Consider the following 14,563-nt stretch of genomic DNA (forward strand, 5'->3'; position numbering starts at 1 on the left):
TGCCGGTGGGGAGGTGGCGGTTATCCGGGGTTGTTGAAGAGTGTGATGCCGTGGGGGAGAGGTCGGGTCTGGCGCGGTGCCAGCGGGCGGGGTGGCGCCATCGGCCGGAGCCATCACGGGCGACGTCGACGCCGACTTCCACGACCAGTTCGAGCTGGACCAGGGCGACATCCAGGGTCTCCTGGCTGCCCTACCCGGCAGAGGACCAGCCCGTCCACGGGTGACCGGCCCTTGCGGACCCGGCTCCCTGCCATCAGGCGCGTCCGATCCCCGGGACGATGTGCCATTCACGTCGCGGCGGCCAGGACACGGGTCGAATCCCCTCATGTGGTCGATCACCCTTGGCCATCTTGCGGTTCGGCCGGGCCCTGTTCGGTGTGGTCAACGCCGGGTCGCCACGGCTCGTGCTCGTGCGCGAGCCAGACCTTCTCGGGATCAAGCGCGCGGATTCGCTGTTGTCCCTCGGTGCGTGGTTCGTCCAGCTCACCGAACCACACCGCTGCATCGCCACAGATGACGACTGGACGTCCGCCGGTCTCGACCACCACGACCTGTGTCCCCGGTGTGTGACCGGGCGCTGGGACGAGCCGGACGCCGGGAAGCAGGTCGAGTTCTCCGTCGACCGGCACGTACCGCAGTCCGGGAGCATTGACCCACTCGCGAATGGTGTAATCGTCCTCGCCGCGGGCGTCGTCGAGTTCCCGGCGCTGGACGTAGATCGGCCTGTTGGCAAAGAGGTGGTTGCCGCCGCAATGGTCGGCGTGCAGGTGCGTGTTGACGACGATGTCGATGCCGGCGACGTCGAAGTCCTGCCTGCTGAGTGGATAGAGAAGTGGATCGAAGGCGGCCACCACCGCCGGGTGTAGTTCCGTCATGCCGGTGTCGACCAGAACCCGAGCATCGGGATGGTCGATGACGTGCACGTATACAGGCATCACCTCGCCCTCGACGAGCAGGTCGGCAACGAGGATCGGTGTGACGGTGATGGCGGCGGAGACGTTCATCGGTCTCGGGCTCCTCCGTTGGCAGCGACCGTGGTGAGCCCCCGGCTGAGAATCGGGATGATGATGGTCGCCGCCAAGAGGTGGGCCGCGTCGAGAACCGATTTGGTGGCAGAGTCGTCCGGTAGTGCAATTGGCGGGATGAGCGACAACCCGGTAGCGACAACGGTCACTACGAGAAACCGTCGGCGTGCGCGAAGGAGTCGGGCCATCAGGACTCCCAGGGCGGCCCCGACGAGGGTCCACAACGCGAACGCGGCGATCGGGATGGCAGCGGTCTCGACCTCGAGACTGACGTCAGCGGCGCGGGCGATGGCAGCCATCGCCGTGGTGCAGACGGCCGCGAAGGCGCCCGCGAGCCCACCACGTCGGACAAGACGAAGCGTGCTCGGTTGAGCAGCCTGCACGCTCGGTTCGTGGCCGGTCGTGTGCGAGCTGGTCATCGGGGTGCTCCTTGCTCGGAGTGTGCCGCATCGAGATACCTGGCGAGGACGCCGAGGAACGGCTCCTTGTCCTCGGGGCCGAACGGGACTGTGCCCCATCCGGCCACCATTTCGGCGAAGAACTCGTTCTCCCAGTCCGCTCCGCTTCCGTATGCACTCGAAACGACGCGGAGCACGCAACTGCCGCCGGACGCTGCTTCGATCAGGAACTCAGTAGCGATCGGGGTCACCGCCGACAGGTCATCGTCGGTGATCTCGTGGTCAGCGGCGTCGGCCACCCACTCACGCATCTCCTCGGTCATCGGCCACGGTTCTTCGTACGCGAACTGACGATTCGGCGTGCAGTCGGTGACGACACCTGTCGACCGGAACCCACCGTGATCGAACGACACCGCACCACCGATCCGCGGGTCCAGTCGGGTCGGCACCATCCAGGCCGAGATTCCATCGGCAGTCGCGATCGCCTCCCACACCTGCTCCGGGGTAGCGGACACCTCAAGGGTGAACTCCGCTCGGTGCTCGACGCGGTCAGGTCGGTCGGAATCGGTCACGAGGGCTCCGCAGGCCGGGGATAGGACGAAACGGTCAGACGATGGGGGCGCCCGTCGTCGTGGTGGTATCCGGCGACCAGCGCCGCGATCGCCGACTGAAGCTCGGAAGCGAAGGCGGCACGATCTTCAGGCGAGCGGAACCCGATCACCGTGTCGACAGTCAGGGTCGGCATTCGCGTTCCCGCCGCGACACCGCTCGCGATCGCCCCGACCTCGGACACGGTCCGAGCGTTGACCGCTACCAGATAGGCAGCCGAGAGACGATCGGCGACCTCATTCGGATCGGGGACTCTGCCCTCAAGTACGTCGGGGGCGACGACGAAGTGTCGTGCCGAGCGCCGCACGTAACGCTCCGTAATACCGCCCCAAGCGCGTTCGCCAGCTGGCTCGACCAGTCCATGCGCCTCCAGCGCCTTCAGGTGATAGTTCACCTTCTGACGAGTCAGGCCGACTGTCGCCGCGACCGATGTGGCTGATCCCGGTTCAGTCAGAGCATCGAGGATCGAGGCCCGGATCGGATCGAGCGCTACTTCGACGACGACGGCGTCACTGAGTACTCGAATGTCGTCCACGGGCTCGAAGGTAGCCCTTGACAGAAAATATTGTCAAGGGCCCTTGTGTGGTCGATGGCCGCCCTGTTGAGGACTGCCGGGACCAGCCGTGGTGACGGATCTCGGCGACATCCATCCCGACGGCAGCCTGGATGGCGGTGCCTCAGGGGAACTGGCGTCGCTCGCATCAGGTCGGTCCTTGCCAGGGGGCTTGGCGCGAGGACAAGAGGGAAGGGGCTCAGGCCGGGGCGGTCTCCTTCGCCTTCACCGGGGCGGCGAGCGGGGGCCGCCGGCCTTTGCCGATGCTGCGCAGCTGCTTCCAGTCGACCTCGGGGTGCGTGCCGGGCAGCGCGTCGACCGACGCAAAATCACTCTGCTCCGGCAGGGCTGACCACCCGACGCAGGACAGGCTCCGCGTCGGCAACGAGATGGCGTTCCCGCCCTCCGCTGCACGTAGTCGGCGGCTGTCCCGCTCTTCCCAGACCATCCCGCAGCGGCACCGGATCCATTGCTACGGCCCAGCAGACGCTGGTTCCGGGTCCGGTGCCGTGGGGATCTGTCCGTACGGCCTGTTCCTGACCCCATCACGCGCTGCGTTTCGGCTTCGCCGCCGTCTTCTTCGCCGTGCTCTTCTTCGTGGCGGCCGTCTTTTTCGCTGTCTTCTTGGCCGTGGTCTTCTTCTTCGCGGGCAGCTCGTGCACGTCGGCGTCGCCGTCCTCGTCGCGGGAGTCCCGCGCCTCTTCACGGAGGCTTCCAGGGCGGACATCAGGTCGACGACCTGCCCGGCCGGCGCTGCCGCTTCCGGAGCCGCGGGAAGTGCGTGTCCTTCCCGTTTGGCCTTGATGACTTCCGAGAGGGCGTCCATGTAGTGGTCTACGAACTCGCTGCCTTCCAGGCTGTCGCGGATCATGTGGTCGATGAGGGTCTGCGCGCCCTCGATCTCGTCCTCCGACACCTCCACCACACCCGGGGCGAGTTCCTGGGGGATTTCGTCGGGCCAGCGCATCGCGTGCAGGACGATCGCGTCGTCGCGGACGCGGAGCAGTCCCAGGCGCTCGCGGCCGCTCCACGCGTACTTGGCGATGGCGACCTTGGTGCTGCGTGCCAGGGCCATCCGCAGTACTGGTGAACCCGGTTATGCGAACGTGCGGAATGGTTGATGTTCTGTGAGGTTGCCAAGCGGATCCGACCACCGCCAAGACCACTCCGATGTACGGCCTCATCGCCGTCGCACTGTCTCACCGGTCGCTGGTTCAGCGTCGCTTTCCAGTCTCGGGGGCGGTGGCGCTCTGGCTGGCGCGGCGCATGGCCTCGTACAGCGCAGCGTCTTCCGGCGGATCCGGCAGCGGACCGCGGGCCGGGGCCTGGAAGGACTGGATCATCCAGGCGACCAGCCGGCGCCAGGCGTCCGGGGCGGCATCGGCAGTGGCGCTGAGGACTCCGGCGTTGGCCATCAGTAGCAGCACGAGATCGCGGCTGGTGAAGTCCTCGCGCAGCTGCCCGTTGTTCTTGGCGCGGCCGATGAGTTCGAGGAAGCCCTCGTATGCCTGAGCGTGGTATGTCTCCAGCTCCGGAACGCCCGGGAAGTTCATGGTCAGGATGTCTGCGAAGCCGCGGTCGGCGGCCTGCATCGCGCAGACGTCCTGGATGTAGCCTGTGAAGCCGTGCCACGGGTCCGGATCGGCCAGGGCTGCGTCGGTGGCCTGCGCGTACGCCTTCATGCGGTCGGCGAAGACCGCGGCGAGCAGGTCCTCCTTGCGGGGGAAGTGGCGGAAGAGGGTGGCGATCCCGACGCCGGTCTCCCGCGCGACCGAGGCCATCGACGCGTTCAGCCCGTCGCGCCCGAAGACCGTGCGCGCGGCGGCGATGATCCGCCCCCGGTTGCGCTCTGCGTCGATGCGCTTGGACTGACCTGCGGAAACAGTCGCGCTGGCGCTGGCTTCGGTGTGCGGGTCTCGGGGGCTCATGACGCCAGACTAGCAAACCGGAATGCCCTATCCGATTCTCGTGTTACGGTGAGCAGTGAACCGGATAGGGCTTTCCGGAAATGAAACGGATAGCCCTATCCACCACCCCTCCAGGGAAAGGCTCTCTCATGCCCACGATCGCCATCGTCGGTGCCGGCCCTCAGCTCGGTCTCGCCGTTGCCCGCACCTACGGCACTCACGGCTACGACGTCGCACTGATCGCCCGCAACCGGGCCAAGCTCGAAGTCCTTGCCGGCGAGCTGGCCGCCGAGGGCATCACCGCCGCCGCCTTCCCCGCCGACGTCCTCGACCGCCCCGCCCTCACCCAGGCACTCAAGAACGCAGCTACGCACTTCGGCGGCATCGACGTCCTGGAGTACTCCCCGGTGGGCGGCCTCCAGACCGTCATGACCACCCCGGGCGCCACCGAGCCGGCTGACGTGCAGCACGAGATGGAGTTCCAACTCTACGGAGCGATCGATGCCACCCGTGCGGTGCTGCCCGCCATGCGGGAGGCCGGTGCGGGCACCCTGCTGTTCACCACCGGCGCCGGCTCCGTCGACCCCGTGCCGCAGATCGCCAACGTCAACGCCGCCGCCGCGGCGCTGCGCAACTGGGTGATCAACTTGCACAAGGAGCTGGACGGCACCGGTGTCCAGGCGGCGCACGTCGCCATCAACGTGTCGATCGGCACGCCGGCGATCCCCGGATTCCCGACCGCCCAGCCCGAGGAGATCTCCCCGGTCTACTGGGACCTGCACACCACCAAGCGCGACCAGGCCGAACTCGTCTTCAGTCTCTGAAGCCCATCAGCCACCCGTCCTCCTGGCCTCCCGGTATCCACGCCGCGCACTTCGTCATCAACACCTGGCCCGGGGGGCGGCCCCGAGAGCATTCCCTCGGGGCCGCCCCCGAACAGGTCGCGCACCTTTCCCCGGACCCGCCCGAGGTGCGCGAGCCGATGTCGCAGCTGTCGGCATTCAAGCGCCTGGGCGAGGCGGAGGAGGTCGCCGACGACTGGGCAAAAGCCGAGGTCGCACCCTCCGATGAGGAGATCACCCGGGCCCGTCGTCTGGTCCGGCGTGTCCGAGAGGACCGCGACGCCCTCACCGACGAGGACCGCGCCCAGATCAGGGAAGTTACCAGCGTCCTGCACCGCAGCCGGCGGCACATCGTCGGCCTCGGGATGCCTCGCGTCGGACCACCCATGCCCGACTTCCATCCCGGCAGAACAGCATGACCAACATGAGCGACGGGCGCCGGGCCGACTCGGCCCGGCGCCGGGAGCGCGTTCTCAAGGCCCTCGACGCAATGCTGCGAAGCGACACCGACATCACCGTTTCGGCTCTCGCCCGCACGGCGCGGGTGGACCGCACCTTCCTCTACCGACACCGCGACCTGCTCCAACGGATCCACGCGGCCGCGGCCGCCCCTCCCCAGGAGGGGAGGATCGCAGCCGTCAGCCGGGCCTCCCTGCAGGCAGACCTGGCCAACGCGCTGGAGCGGAACAAACGCCTTGCCACGCGGGTCCGGCAGTTGGGGAAGCGCCTCTCCCAGGCTCTCGGCGAGGCTTGCTGGGCCGAGTCGGGCTTGGGGGCGCCAGCCGACACCGACCAACTTCAGCAACGCATCACCATGCTGGAACAGAACCTCACCGACATCCAGGGTCAGCTCGATGAACGCGACGACGAACTGGAGGCTGCCCGAGCGGCCAACCGCGAACTGACCCGCGCCTTAAACCAGCGCGAGTGACCTCCAAGTGGGTTTCCGGGAGGGTTCTGCGGCGGAGCCCTCTGGTCAGCCCGCTGGTGTGCGGGTGCTGGTGAAGCGGACGCCAGTGCCCCAGTTCTCGCGGGCTGTGGTCATGCACCAGTGGCACAGGGGCAGGCCTCCGCTGCCGTATCTGTGAGTGTTGCGCTGGCAGCCGGAGCAGGGGCCGAAGCGCGAGGGTCGAGGAGATCAAGCCGAAGGTCGGAATGTTCCTGCATGATGAAGTCAACTACCCGGTCGAACGACCGGGCTTGCTGCTCGAGTCATCACTGGCTGTGATGGGTACGGCTGCGTCCAGAACTCACGCGATGAGGGTGAGTTCAGGGGCCGTTGACTGGGCCCCGCAGACCCACGCCATCGACCCTCTACGGGCGATGTTGCGGGACGCGTCTTGGTCCGCGTGCTCAGCGAAGCCGCAGGACCTGCACGCGAAGCTGGCCTGGTCGCGCCGGTTTCCGCGTTCGATGTGGTGGCACTGGGAGCATTCCTGGCTGGTGTAGGCCGGGTCGATGTAGATGACCGGCACTCCGGCCAGGCGGGCCTTGTAGGCGATGAAGCCGCCGAGCTGAGCGAAGGGCCAGGAATGGAGCGTGGTGCGTTGGGGCTTTCTCTGGATGGACTCGGTCGGGCAGGCTTTGGCGCAGGCGGGCTCCTGGCCGGCGCCGAGGCGGTCGTAGCACATCGTGCACTTGAACGCCCGGCCGTCGGAGGGGCGTTGCTCGATGACGCCGTACGCGCAGGCGGGCACGCATTGACATGCTCCTCGCCCTGAAGGGCGAGGATTCTGGTCTTCTCTACCGGTTGCGGTGCCGCTACGCGGCACGGTTTCCGGTGGAGAATCCGTGGCTTCCTGTTTCTTCGCGCTGTGCCAGAACGGGTTCTGGTCTTACCGGCGCTCCGCAGGCTGATACCGCCAGTCCGGCGGCCTGTTGGACGTTGAGTGCGGCGTTGTGGTCCCGGTTGTGGACTGTGTGGCAAGCGGTACAGGTCCACTCCCGGACGCTGAGAGGTTTGGGCCCGTCCTTGACGCCGCAGGTCGAGCAGACCTGACTCGTCGGTGTGAACCGGCCGACCTTGACCAGGGTCCGGCCGTACCGGACCGCCTTGTACTCCAGCATGTTCACGAACGAGGACCAGCCGGCGTCGTGCACGGACTTGGCCAGCCTGGTGCGCGCCAGTCCCGCCACCGACAGGTCCTCCACGGCAATCCCTTGGTTCTCGGAGATCAGCTCGGTGGAGAGCTGGTGGTGGAACTCGCGGCGGGCATCGGTCACCGGTTCGACACGGTGGACTTCCCCAAGGACGGGGACGGCTGCCGCTGGGACAGCACGCCGCATGACCCCGTGAACCGCGTCCGCTTTCAGGGTGTGGGGCACGTAAAGATGAACCAGTACCGTGCGGTGGCTGGCAAGGTCAAGACGGTCTCGGTCAAGCGTGAGGGCCGTAAGTGGTTCGTCGTGCTCACCGCCGAACAGCACCAGCCCGAGCCGCTTCCGGCGACCGGCAGCGTGGCCGGTATCGATCTGGGCATAGCCAGCTTCCTCGCCGATTCCAACGGTGGCTTCGTGGAGAGTCCGCGTCACGGCCGTCGCGCCGCCAAGAGGCTCGAAGCCGCGCAGCAGGAGCTGTCCCGGTTCCCGCGCCGCAAGGCCAAGGACCGCACCAGGAACCATCAGCGTGCCGTGGCGAAGGTCGCCGGGCTGCACGGCAAGGTGCGCCGCCAACGCCTCGACCACGCGCACAAGACGGCGCTCGATCTTGTGCGGGAACACGATTTCATCGCGCACCAAGACCTCAAGATCCGCAACATGACCAAGGCCCCCTCCCCGAAGCCCGACCCCGACCAGCCGGGAACCTTCCTGCCCAACGGGGCCGCGAGCAAGACCGGGCTGAACCGCTCAATCGCTGATGCCGGATGGGGGGTGTTCCTCGCGATCCTGAACGCCAAGGCTGAAAGCGCCGGACGGGAAGTGATGGCCGTGGACCCCCGCAACACCTCCCGGCGGTGCCCCGAATGCGGGCACACCGCCAAGGAGAACCGGCCCACACAGGAGAAGTTCCACTGTCAGCAGTGCGGCCACCAGGCGCACGTCGACACAGTGGGCGCTCTCAACGTCCTACGGGCCGGGCTGGTCCGTCGCGAAGCCCAACAAGCGTAGCGAGAAGCCACCCCGTTTACGGGGTGGAGGAGTCACGCGCGTGTATGTCTCGGCCAGAGCTGGAACGGCCACGTTGGTGTGGCGGCTGGCGAGTTTCACGACCGTGCGGAACCGCGTTTTCCGGTCGACCAGTGTGGCGACCTGGCTGTTGTTCGAGCCGATCACCAGATCGCCTTCCAGGTGCCCGGGCTCGCTGCGGTCCTCCGCGGCCTGGGGGCGCTCCTCGATCGGCCGGGCATCTCCCCTCGCTGGCTGCGGGAGCAGTTCGATCAACTTCCACTGCGCGTCTGTGAGTTGCCCGCGTACCGAGCGTCCTACCGGATCCAGCTCCCGTACCTGAGCAGAACTCGAAGAGTGATCACAACATCACGCAGGTCCCAGCGCGGCGCGGCGGAGATCTCTTGTGCCATTGCACACAGTCTCACCGAAGTAGTTGTGAGGTCACTGGCTATGAGCCCACCTCATCCAGACGTAACTTACCCGACCGTAACTTCGCACCCAACCGATTCCGAAGGGGCTAGCCTTGCGAAAGGCAACAGCGAAACGGAAGAAGAAGCCGCTGGTGACGCTCGCGGTGGGATCCCTCGTGGCGGCGGGGCTCACGGTTCAGGCCTACACGGCAGGAGCATCCGAGCCGGTCGCCGGTTGCAACGCCGCGGACGACGCGATCTACACGCCCCCGGCCGTCGCCCCCGGCACGCCCGGGCAGGTCGTCTCCTGCCGCCCGACCAAGCTGCCGCACGTGCCGGGCAACATCCCTATGAACGCCTGGAAGGTGCAGTACAGCTCGACGAACAATGCCGGCGGGCCGGTGGCGGTCTCCGGTACGGTCGCGGTGCCGAAGGCCGAGTGGCGGGGGCCGGGGCCGCGTCCGATCGTGGCGTTCAACCCCGGCACGCTGGGCCTCGGCCCCCAGTGCGCCTTCTCCAAGCAACTGGCCGGCGAGTACCAGGACGCCTATGAGGGCGACAACATCTCCGCCGCCCTGAAGGCCGGTTACGCCGTCGCGGCCACAGATGGGGCCGGCTATCTGATCGGGCAGACCCATCCGTACGTCTCAGGCCGGGACGCCGGGCACGCACTCCTGGACATCGCCAGGGCCGCGCCCGCCGTACCCGGCAGCGGCCTGGACGGCAAGGCGCCGGTCGGCCTCTGGGGCTACTCGGAAGGAGGCGCGGCCAGTCTCTGGGCGGCGCAGCTGGCGACCTCGTACGCACCTGATGTCAACGTCGTGGCCGACGCCTCCGGAGGTGTCCCCGGTGATCTGAAGGTCGTCGCGGAGGCCCTGAACGGCGGTCCCTTCGCGGGCTTCCTCACGGACTCCCTTGTCGGGCTGGCGGCCGCGCACCCGCAGATGCCGTTCGACGAAATCATGAACGACACCGGCAAGGAGGCAATCAAGAAGGCCAAGTCCCTGTGCGTGGTGGGAACCATCGCGAACTTCGCGGGACACAAGGTCGAGAACTACAGCACGGACCAGCTTTCCCTCGACCAGATGTACGCCTTGAAGGGCAGTGACGGCACCACGTGGGGCGAGGTCGTGGACCGGCAGAAGCTGGGCACAGGCATCGGGCCACGGGGCTCAGGCGCCAAGTACGCAATTGGCTTCCCCGTTATGCAGTACCGCGGGCTGTTCGACGAGGTGATCCCGACCGAGACCGAGGACGGGACCCGGCAGGCGTACTGTTCCGCCCGGGTGCCCACGCGCTGGAAGACCTATCCGGGCGAGCACCTGACCACCGACAACCAGGCAGTCAATGACGTCGTCGCCTGGCTGGGCGACCGGTTCAGGGGGAAGGCGGAATACGGCAACTGCTGATCTCTCGGGCACCGTCCCCGGGCGCTGTCACCTGTCACTCAGGTGACAGGTGACAGATCGCAGCGCCTAGATGTCTGTCCGCGCAGACCGTGCCCGTGCCCCGATCGCGCAGGATGTTCACGGCACGCTCGCTCCCGGGAATCCCTGGGGAGCACAGCACGGATTGACGGTCAGTGGTTCCATGCTGCCGACGTGCGACGCAGGAGGGCGCCGCAGGCACGCACTTCAGACGCGTCCAGAGGTCGCGGTTGTTCCGGTGTTCCCCACCACCGGGCAAGGTGCCTACCGCCTCATCGCGACGCCAGGTCGGGGATCCGCTACAAACCGTCGCCGCCGCTACCCATGGTGTACGGGGCCCTCGACGCCGCCAGTCAGAAGCTGAGGGTGTTGATCCTGACGATGCCAGCCGTACGACGAGCAGGCCGCATTGGCACCGAGCACTCGCCGCCGCTGCTTGACCCGTTCGTATCGTCCGGCGACCGGCTCCCCGCTGCCGCCTCGGCCGTGGTCGACGAAGGACGTCAGCGGGTGGTGTCCGAACGTCTTCTTCCAGGTCGGGTGGCATCCTGCCTATAGGAGTGGGCTGGCACGAGGACCCCGTCGATGTCGACGACCGTCTGTCCGCCGGCCTCCGGTCCCGCTTGTCCGGCCAGGTTCCAGACCTGCTCGCGGACATGGGCCTGTGTGGTGCCAATCGCCGCCAGGGCCTTCGACCCGGTTGAGGGGAGGACATCAATGAGGCGGGAGACGTGGGATCCGAGGCCACGGGACCGAACACGGCCGACTCGGCCCGCAACACGCCCACATTGGCCAAGCCGAGATCCGCGCGACTCTGGATGAGCTGCTTCCCCGGCCCTGAACCACTCGATCGACGGGGGTGATGCCCGGTCGACACCCAGACCTGACGTTCGGTCATGACCGGGTCAGTCGACGACTGTGTCCGCTGCTGCGGCGGTCCTGCGCCGGCGGAGGTGACGTACGCCTTCGATGGCTCCGGTCACCACGACCGCCAGCCCCATACCAACGGCGATGGCCAGCAGCGTGTTCTCCTGGAACACGACGCCGCCGAAGTAGCCGGTGAGCGCGGTGTAGGCGCTCCAGGTGGCGGTGGCGAACGCGACGAACAGCAGGTACTTGCCCACCGGGTAGGCGACGAGCCCGGTGGACAAGGTGGCCAGGTAGCGCCCCACCGGGATGAACCGTGTGGTCACCAGGATGAAGCCGCCGCGAGTGTCGAGCTCGCGGGCGAACCAGTCGTGGGCCGTCCGGCGTTTGGTGCCGGGTGGCAGACGCTTGAGTATGCGTACGGCCAAGAGGCGTCCGACCACGTAGGGAACGAGATCGCCGAGAAGGGCCCCGAGCGTCGTGGCGGCGATGACGAGCACGATGTCGGTCTCACCGGTCGCGGCGTAGACCCCCGCGATGATCACGACGGGTTCGCTCGGGATCAGCGGGAGGAAGGAGTCGAGGAAGGACACGGCGATGAGCACCGCGTACAACCACGGTGAGGTGATGACCGATTCGGCCAGTTCGATCCAGTCGATCACGAGGAACCGGCCCTGGGCGTCAGGTGCGGATGGGTTGTCATGGGGCATCCCTCCCGGGATGGTCGGCGCTCACGGCGTTCGGCGCACGAGGGGTGGTACGGATCGGGTCAGAGGTCGACGGTGAGGCCGGACGAGAGCGCCCGTGAGACGCAGCAGTACATACGACCGGGTGGGGCGCCGATGTCGTCGCGGTGCTCCGGCTCTCCGTCGACGAGGGTGATCTCGCAACTGCCGCAGACCCCTTCGCGGCATCCGGACGGTATGTGGAATCCCGCGTGGTTCAACGCGTCCAGCATGGAGTCCTCCGCACCGACCCGGACGGTCCGTTGTGACCGGGCGCAGTGCACGTCGAAGGGCTCGTTGGGCGCGAACTTCTTGGCCGTCGGCCGGAAGTGCTCGATGTGCAGTTGCTGCGTGGGGAACGCCGCCTCGGCCGCTTCGAGCATCGGCGTGGGGCCGCAGCAGTACACCAGCGTCCGAGCGCCCAGCGCCGCCGCCTCGGCGGCGAAGTCGGGCCTGCCGTGCCGCTCGGTGGCGTGGATGCGCACCCTGCTGCCGTACGCGGCCCGCAGTTCGTCGGCGAACGGCATGGTGGCGAGGGACCTGCCGGTGTACACCAGCGTCGCCGAGGAGCCCGCTTCGACCGCTGCCGTGAGCATCGGCAGGATGGGGGTGATGCCGATCCCGCCGGCGAGGAACAGGTACTCGGGTGCGGGCAGCAGGGGAAAGTTGTTGCGTGGCACCGAGACGTCGAGGGTGTGGCCCTCGTCGAGGAACAGGTGGATGTACTCCGAGCCGCCCCGGCTGAGCCGGTCATGACGGACGGCGACACGGTAGGTGTCGAGGTCGGCCGGGTCCCCGCACAGCGAGTACTGCCGGGTCAGCCAGTTGGGCAGTGCCAGATCGATGTGGGCGCCCGGTTCCCAGGGGGCCAGCGGGCCGTCGGTGCCGCGCAGGAGGAGCGAGACGGCTCCTTCGGCGACCAGTTCGGCCTTCTCAAGAATGGTTCGTTGCATGGCCATGGCCGCCTCAGTACAGGTGTCGGTAGTCGTCTTCGAGCATGTCCGTCAGCGCCCTCGGGTCGGCGTCGAGCCCGAACTGGTCGGCGGCGATCTCGCCTATCGACGGCAGTTCCCCGGCCAGGGCCTGACTTGCCGGATCCCACAGCCGGGAGCGGATCAGCGCGCGGCCGCAGTGGAAGAAGATCTCCGTCAGTTCCACGACGATCGCCAGCTCGGCCTCCTTTCCCTCGGTGCGCATCCGGGCGAGCACGTCCGGCTCGTCGGTGGGATAGGCACGACCGTTGACACGCAGCACTTCTCGCATTCCGGGGACGACGAACATCAGCCCGATCCCGTCGTTCTCGGCGAGATTGCGAAAGGAGTCGGCCAGTTGGTTGCCCGGCCTGTCGGGAATGGCGAGCGTGCGCTCGTCGAGCACCTTCACGAACCCCGGATAGTCACCACGTGGTGAACTGTCGGGGAGTCCCGTGGCGTCCGAGGTGGCCATCGCCAGGAAAGGAGAATGGGCGATGAAGCGACGCGCATGCCGGTCGAGACGGTTGCGCACCTTGCGTTTGATCATGTCCTCGGGCTCGCCGATCCGGGCGCGCAACTCCGCGTAGGAAATCCGGCGCGGACGGGCCTGAGGGCTGGCATGGGTGATGGTCGTCAGTTGGTCATCAGATGTCATTCGGTTTGCTCGCTACTCGCTCTCACACGGTTTACAAGGAAGGTCATGACGTCGGATCAAGGTCGAGTTCAGTGGCTGATCCCGTCGTGGGGGTCACCGGACGGCGTCGTACGGCAGCACGGCGTGCACGCCCCATGTGTCGTTGGCCACTTGGGTGATTCGCAGGTCTACGGCCACGCCGGCCAAGGCCAGCGCGGCCGTCCTGTCCAGATCGAAAAGTGGGCGCAGCCAGGCCAGCATGGCGTCCAACGCGTCCCCCGTCGCTACGTTCAGGTCCGCGTCGAAACCGAAGGTGACGCGTCCTTCGGGCGTCTCGGCGTGGATACCCGAAACCGGGGTCCGCTCCCGGAGGTTGAGTGTCACCTCCGTCGTCATGGGGCATTCGATCGCCGTTCCGGCCACCTCACCGTTCCCCTGGGCCGCGTGGCCGTCTCCCAGGTGGAGCATCGCCCCGGGCACGGTCACCGGCAGGTACAGCGTGGAACCCGCCACCAGTTCGCGGCAGTCGATGTTCCCTCCGCTTTCCGCTCTCGGCGGGATGGTTGAATGCGGGCCCGGCTCCACCGGAGGGACACCGACCACACCCAGGAAGGGCGCGATGTCCACGGTCTGGCCGCGGTTGTTGGTGGCCGTCCCGTCGCCGATGTCCCACAACAGCCATGACGCGGGTCCGTCGGCGACGCCGAGGCGGCGAGTCAGGGGGGTGTCCTTCACCCCGGCGAGCGTCCAGCCCCAGGTGCCGGCCACGACGGACTCGAAGTGCACCTCAAGAACCAGGCCCGGCTCCGCGCCCCGCACCGCGATCGGACCGGTGAGACAATGGCCGATCCGGTCCTCGAACATCTGCGGCCTCGGGTCACCGGGTGTTCGCATCGGCTCCAGGTGTCCCGCGGCGTCCAGCGAGTCGACCACCACCGAGTCGCCGGCGTCCACGGTGAGAATCGGTGGGGTGTCCCGGTCCAAGACGTTCACCACGGTGTCCCGGGTCGCCGGCAGTTCGTGCCGAGCCATTCGTCAACTCCCTTCGCGTGGTCGATCGATCCAGGTCGTGTACTGCGGCCCC

General features: G+C 67.5%; 14 protein-coding genes and 5 pseudogenes. 5 read left to right on the forward strand and 14 right to left on the reverse strand.

All coding sequences use genetic code 11. The annotated features are described in order from the left end of the window. Positions 1-335 precede the first annotated feature (335 nt). The 7 genes and pseudogenes from ACN20J_RS49560 to ACN20J_RS49590 form a co-directional block, all read right to left on the reverse strand. Positions 336-1,004 (reverse strand): N-acyl homoserine lactonase family protein, encoded by a 669-nt coding sequence (locus ACN20J_RS49560; protein WP_419668744.1) that lies wholly within the window; start codon positions 1,002-1,004, stop codon positions 336-338. After that, a complete protein-coding gene (locus ACN20J_RS49565) occupies positions 1,001-1,444 on the reverse strand; it encodes a DUF6069 family protein (protein ID WP_419668745.1) in 444 nt (147 codons plus the stop codon). The genes ACN20J_RS49560 and ACN20J_RS49565 overlap by 4 nt, the downstream gene beginning before the upstream one ends. After that, positions 1,441-1,995 (reverse strand): SRPBCC family protein, encoded by a 555-nt coding sequence (locus ACN20J_RS49570; protein ID WP_419668746.1) that lies wholly within the window; start codon positions 1,993-1,995, stop codon positions 1,441-1,443. The genes ACN20J_RS49565 and ACN20J_RS49570 overlap by 4 nt, the downstream gene beginning before the upstream one ends. After that, a complete protein-coding gene (locus tag ACN20J_RS49575) occupies positions 1,992-2,567 on the reverse strand; it encodes an ArsR/SmtB family transcription factor (RefSeq protein ID WP_419668747.1) in 576 nt (191 codons plus the stop codon). Before ACN20J_RS49575 ends, ACN20J_RS49570 begins: the two co-directional genes overlap by 4 nt. Before the next feature lie 217 nt (positions 2,568-2,784). After that, positions 2,785-2,970, reverse strand: coding sequence for a hypothetical protein (locus ACN20J_RS49580; protein ID WP_419668748.1), 186 nt, complete (start codon positions 2,968-2,970; stop codon positions 2,785-2,787). Between the two features lie 573 nt (positions 2,971-3,543). Continuing rightward, positions 3,544-3,660: pseudogene (locus tag ACN20J_RS49585) on the reverse strand (Ku protein); the annotation flags it as partial. Between the two features lie 139 nt (positions 3,661-3,799). After that, on the reverse strand, positions 3,800-4,513 hold the full coding sequence (locus ACN20J_RS49590) for a TetR/AcrR family transcriptional regulator (RefSeq protein WP_364196268.1): 714 nt from the start codon (positions 4,511-4,513) through the stop codon (positions 3,800-3,802). A gap of 128 nt (positions 4,514-4,641) precedes the next feature. On the opposite strand from ACN20J_RS49590, the gene ACN20J_RS49595 reads away from it, so the two are divergent. The 3 genes from ACN20J_RS49595 (at position 4,642) to ACN20J_RS49605 (ending at position 6,265) form a co-directional block, all read left to right on the forward strand. Continuing rightward, on the forward strand, positions 4,642-5,316 hold the full coding sequence (locus tag ACN20J_RS49595) for an SDR family NAD(P)-dependent oxidoreductase (RefSeq protein WP_419668750.1): 675 nt from the start codon (positions 4,642-4,644) through the stop codon (positions 5,314-5,316). Between the two features lie 158 nt (positions 5,317-5,474). Beyond that, entirely contained in the window at positions 5,475-5,753 is a 279-nt protein-coding gene (locus ACN20J_RS49600; RefSeq protein ID WP_419668751.1) for a hypothetical protein, read from the forward strand. A gap of 5 nt (positions 5,754-5,758) precedes the next feature. Further along, the gene (locus ACN20J_RS49605) at positions 5,759-6,265 is read left to right on the forward strand and encodes a DUF6262 family protein (protein ID WP_419668752.1); all 507 of its coding nucleotides are present in this window, start codon (positions 5,759-5,761) and stop codon (positions 6,263-6,265) included. Positions 6,266-6,584: 319 nt separating this feature from the next. Here the strand turns inward: ACN20J_RS49605 and ACN20J_RS49610 are convergent. Beyond that, positions 6,585-7,046 (reverse strand): annotated as a pseudogene (locus tag ACN20J_RS49610) (zinc ribbon domain-containing protein); the annotation flags it as partial. Positions 7,047-7,095: 49 nt separating this feature from the next. Beyond that, a pseudogene (locus ACN20J_RS49615) lies at positions 7,096-7,557 on the reverse strand (RNA-guided endonuclease InsQ/TnpB family protein); the annotation flags it as partial. A 3-nt stretch (positions 7,558-7,560) separates the two neighbouring features. Between ACN20J_RS49615 and ACN20J_RS49620 the strand changes: the two are divergent. Both ACN20J_RS49620 and ACN20J_RS49625 read left to right on the forward strand, forming a co-directional pair. After that, positions 7,561-8,442 (forward strand): annotated as a pseudogene (locus tag ACN20J_RS49620) (RNA-guided endonuclease InsQ/TnpB family protein); the annotation flags it as partial. Positions 8,443-8,965: 523 nt separating this feature from the next. Further along, entirely contained in the window at positions 8,966-10,261 is a 1,296-nt protein-coding gene (locus tag ACN20J_RS49625) for a lipase family protein (RefSeq protein ID WP_419668753.1), read from the forward strand. 474 nt (positions 10,262-10,735) lie between these two features. Here the strand turns inward: ACN20J_RS49625 and ACN20J_RS49630 are convergent. The 5 genes and pseudogenes from ACN20J_RS49630 to ACN20J_RS49650 all read right to left on the reverse strand — a co-directional run. Next, a pseudogene (locus ACN20J_RS49630) lies at positions 10,736-11,114 on the reverse strand (transposase); the annotation flags it as partial. A gap of 70 nt (positions 11,115-11,184) precedes the next feature. Next, positions 11,185-11,856, reverse strand: coding sequence for a DedA family protein (locus ACN20J_RS49635; protein ID WP_362000708.1), 672 nt, complete (start codon positions 11,854-11,856; stop codon positions 11,185-11,187). Between the two features lie 59 nt (positions 11,857-11,915). Then, entirely contained in the window at positions 11,916-12,824 is a 909-nt protein-coding gene (locus ACN20J_RS49640; protein ID WP_419669099.1) for a PDR/VanB family oxidoreductase, read from the reverse strand. A gap of 13 nt (positions 12,825-12,837) precedes the next feature. Further along, complete coding sequence (locus tag ACN20J_RS49645) at positions 12,838-13,500, reverse strand: MSMEG_1061 family FMN-dependent PPOX-type flavoprotein (protein ID WP_419668754.1); 663 nt, start codon at positions 13,498-13,500, stop codon at positions 12,838-12,840. A 93-nt stretch (positions 13,501-13,593) separates the two neighbouring features. Beyond that, a complete protein-coding gene (locus ACN20J_RS49650) occupies positions 13,594-14,511 on the reverse strand; it encodes an acetamidase/formamidase family protein (RefSeq protein ID WP_055614497.1) in 918 nt (305 codons plus the stop codon). Positions 14,512-14,563: the final 52 nt, after the last annotated feature.

It is taken from the genome of Streptomyces sp. 2-1 (assembly GCF_048564895.1).
GTDB classification, from domain to species: Bacteria; Actinomycetota; Actinomycetes; order Streptomycetales; family Streptomycetaceae; genus Streptomyces; species Streptomyces phaeochromogenes.

Coding starts and splice junctions, on each gene's coding strand:
- ACN20J_RS49565 (WP_419668745.1), bottom strand. CDS start 1,444: ATGACCAGCTCGCACACGACCGGCCACGAACCGAGCGTGCAGGCTGCT.
- ACN20J_RS49635 (WP_362000708.1), bottom strand. CDS start 11,856: ATGCCCCATGACAACCCATCCGCACCTGACGCCCAGGGCCGGTTCCTC.
- ACN20J_RS49560 (WP_419668744.1), bottom strand. CDS start 1,004: ATGAACGTCTCCGCCGCCATCACCGTCACACCGATCCTCGTTGCCGAC.
- ACN20J_RS49650 (WP_055614497.1), bottom strand. CDS start 14,511: ATGGCTCGGCACGAACTGCCGGCGACCCGGGACACCGTGGTGAACGTC.
- ACN20J_RS49595 (WP_419668750.1), top strand. CDS start 4,642: ATGCCCACGATCGCCATCGTCGGTGCCGGCCCTCAGCTCGGTCTCGCC.
- ACN20J_RS49645 (WP_419668754.1), bottom strand. CDS start 13,500: ATGACATCTGATGACCAACTGACGACCATCACCCATGCCAGCCCTCAG.
- ACN20J_RS49640 (WP_419669099.1), bottom strand. CDS start 12,824: ATGCAACGAACCATTCTTGAGAAGGCCGAACTGGTCGCCGAAGGAGCC.
- ACN20J_RS49600 (WP_419668751.1), top strand. CDS start 5,475: ATGTCGCAGCTGTCGGCATTCAAGCGCCTGGGCGAGGCGGAGGAGGTC.
- ACN20J_RS49590 (WP_364196268.1), bottom strand. CDS start 4,513: ATGAGCCCCCGAGACCCGCACACCGAAGCCAGCGCCAGCGCGACTGTT.
- ACN20J_RS49605 (WP_419668752.1), top strand. CDS start 5,759: ATGAGCGACGGGCGCCGGGCCGACTCGGCCCGGCGCCGGGAGCGCGTT.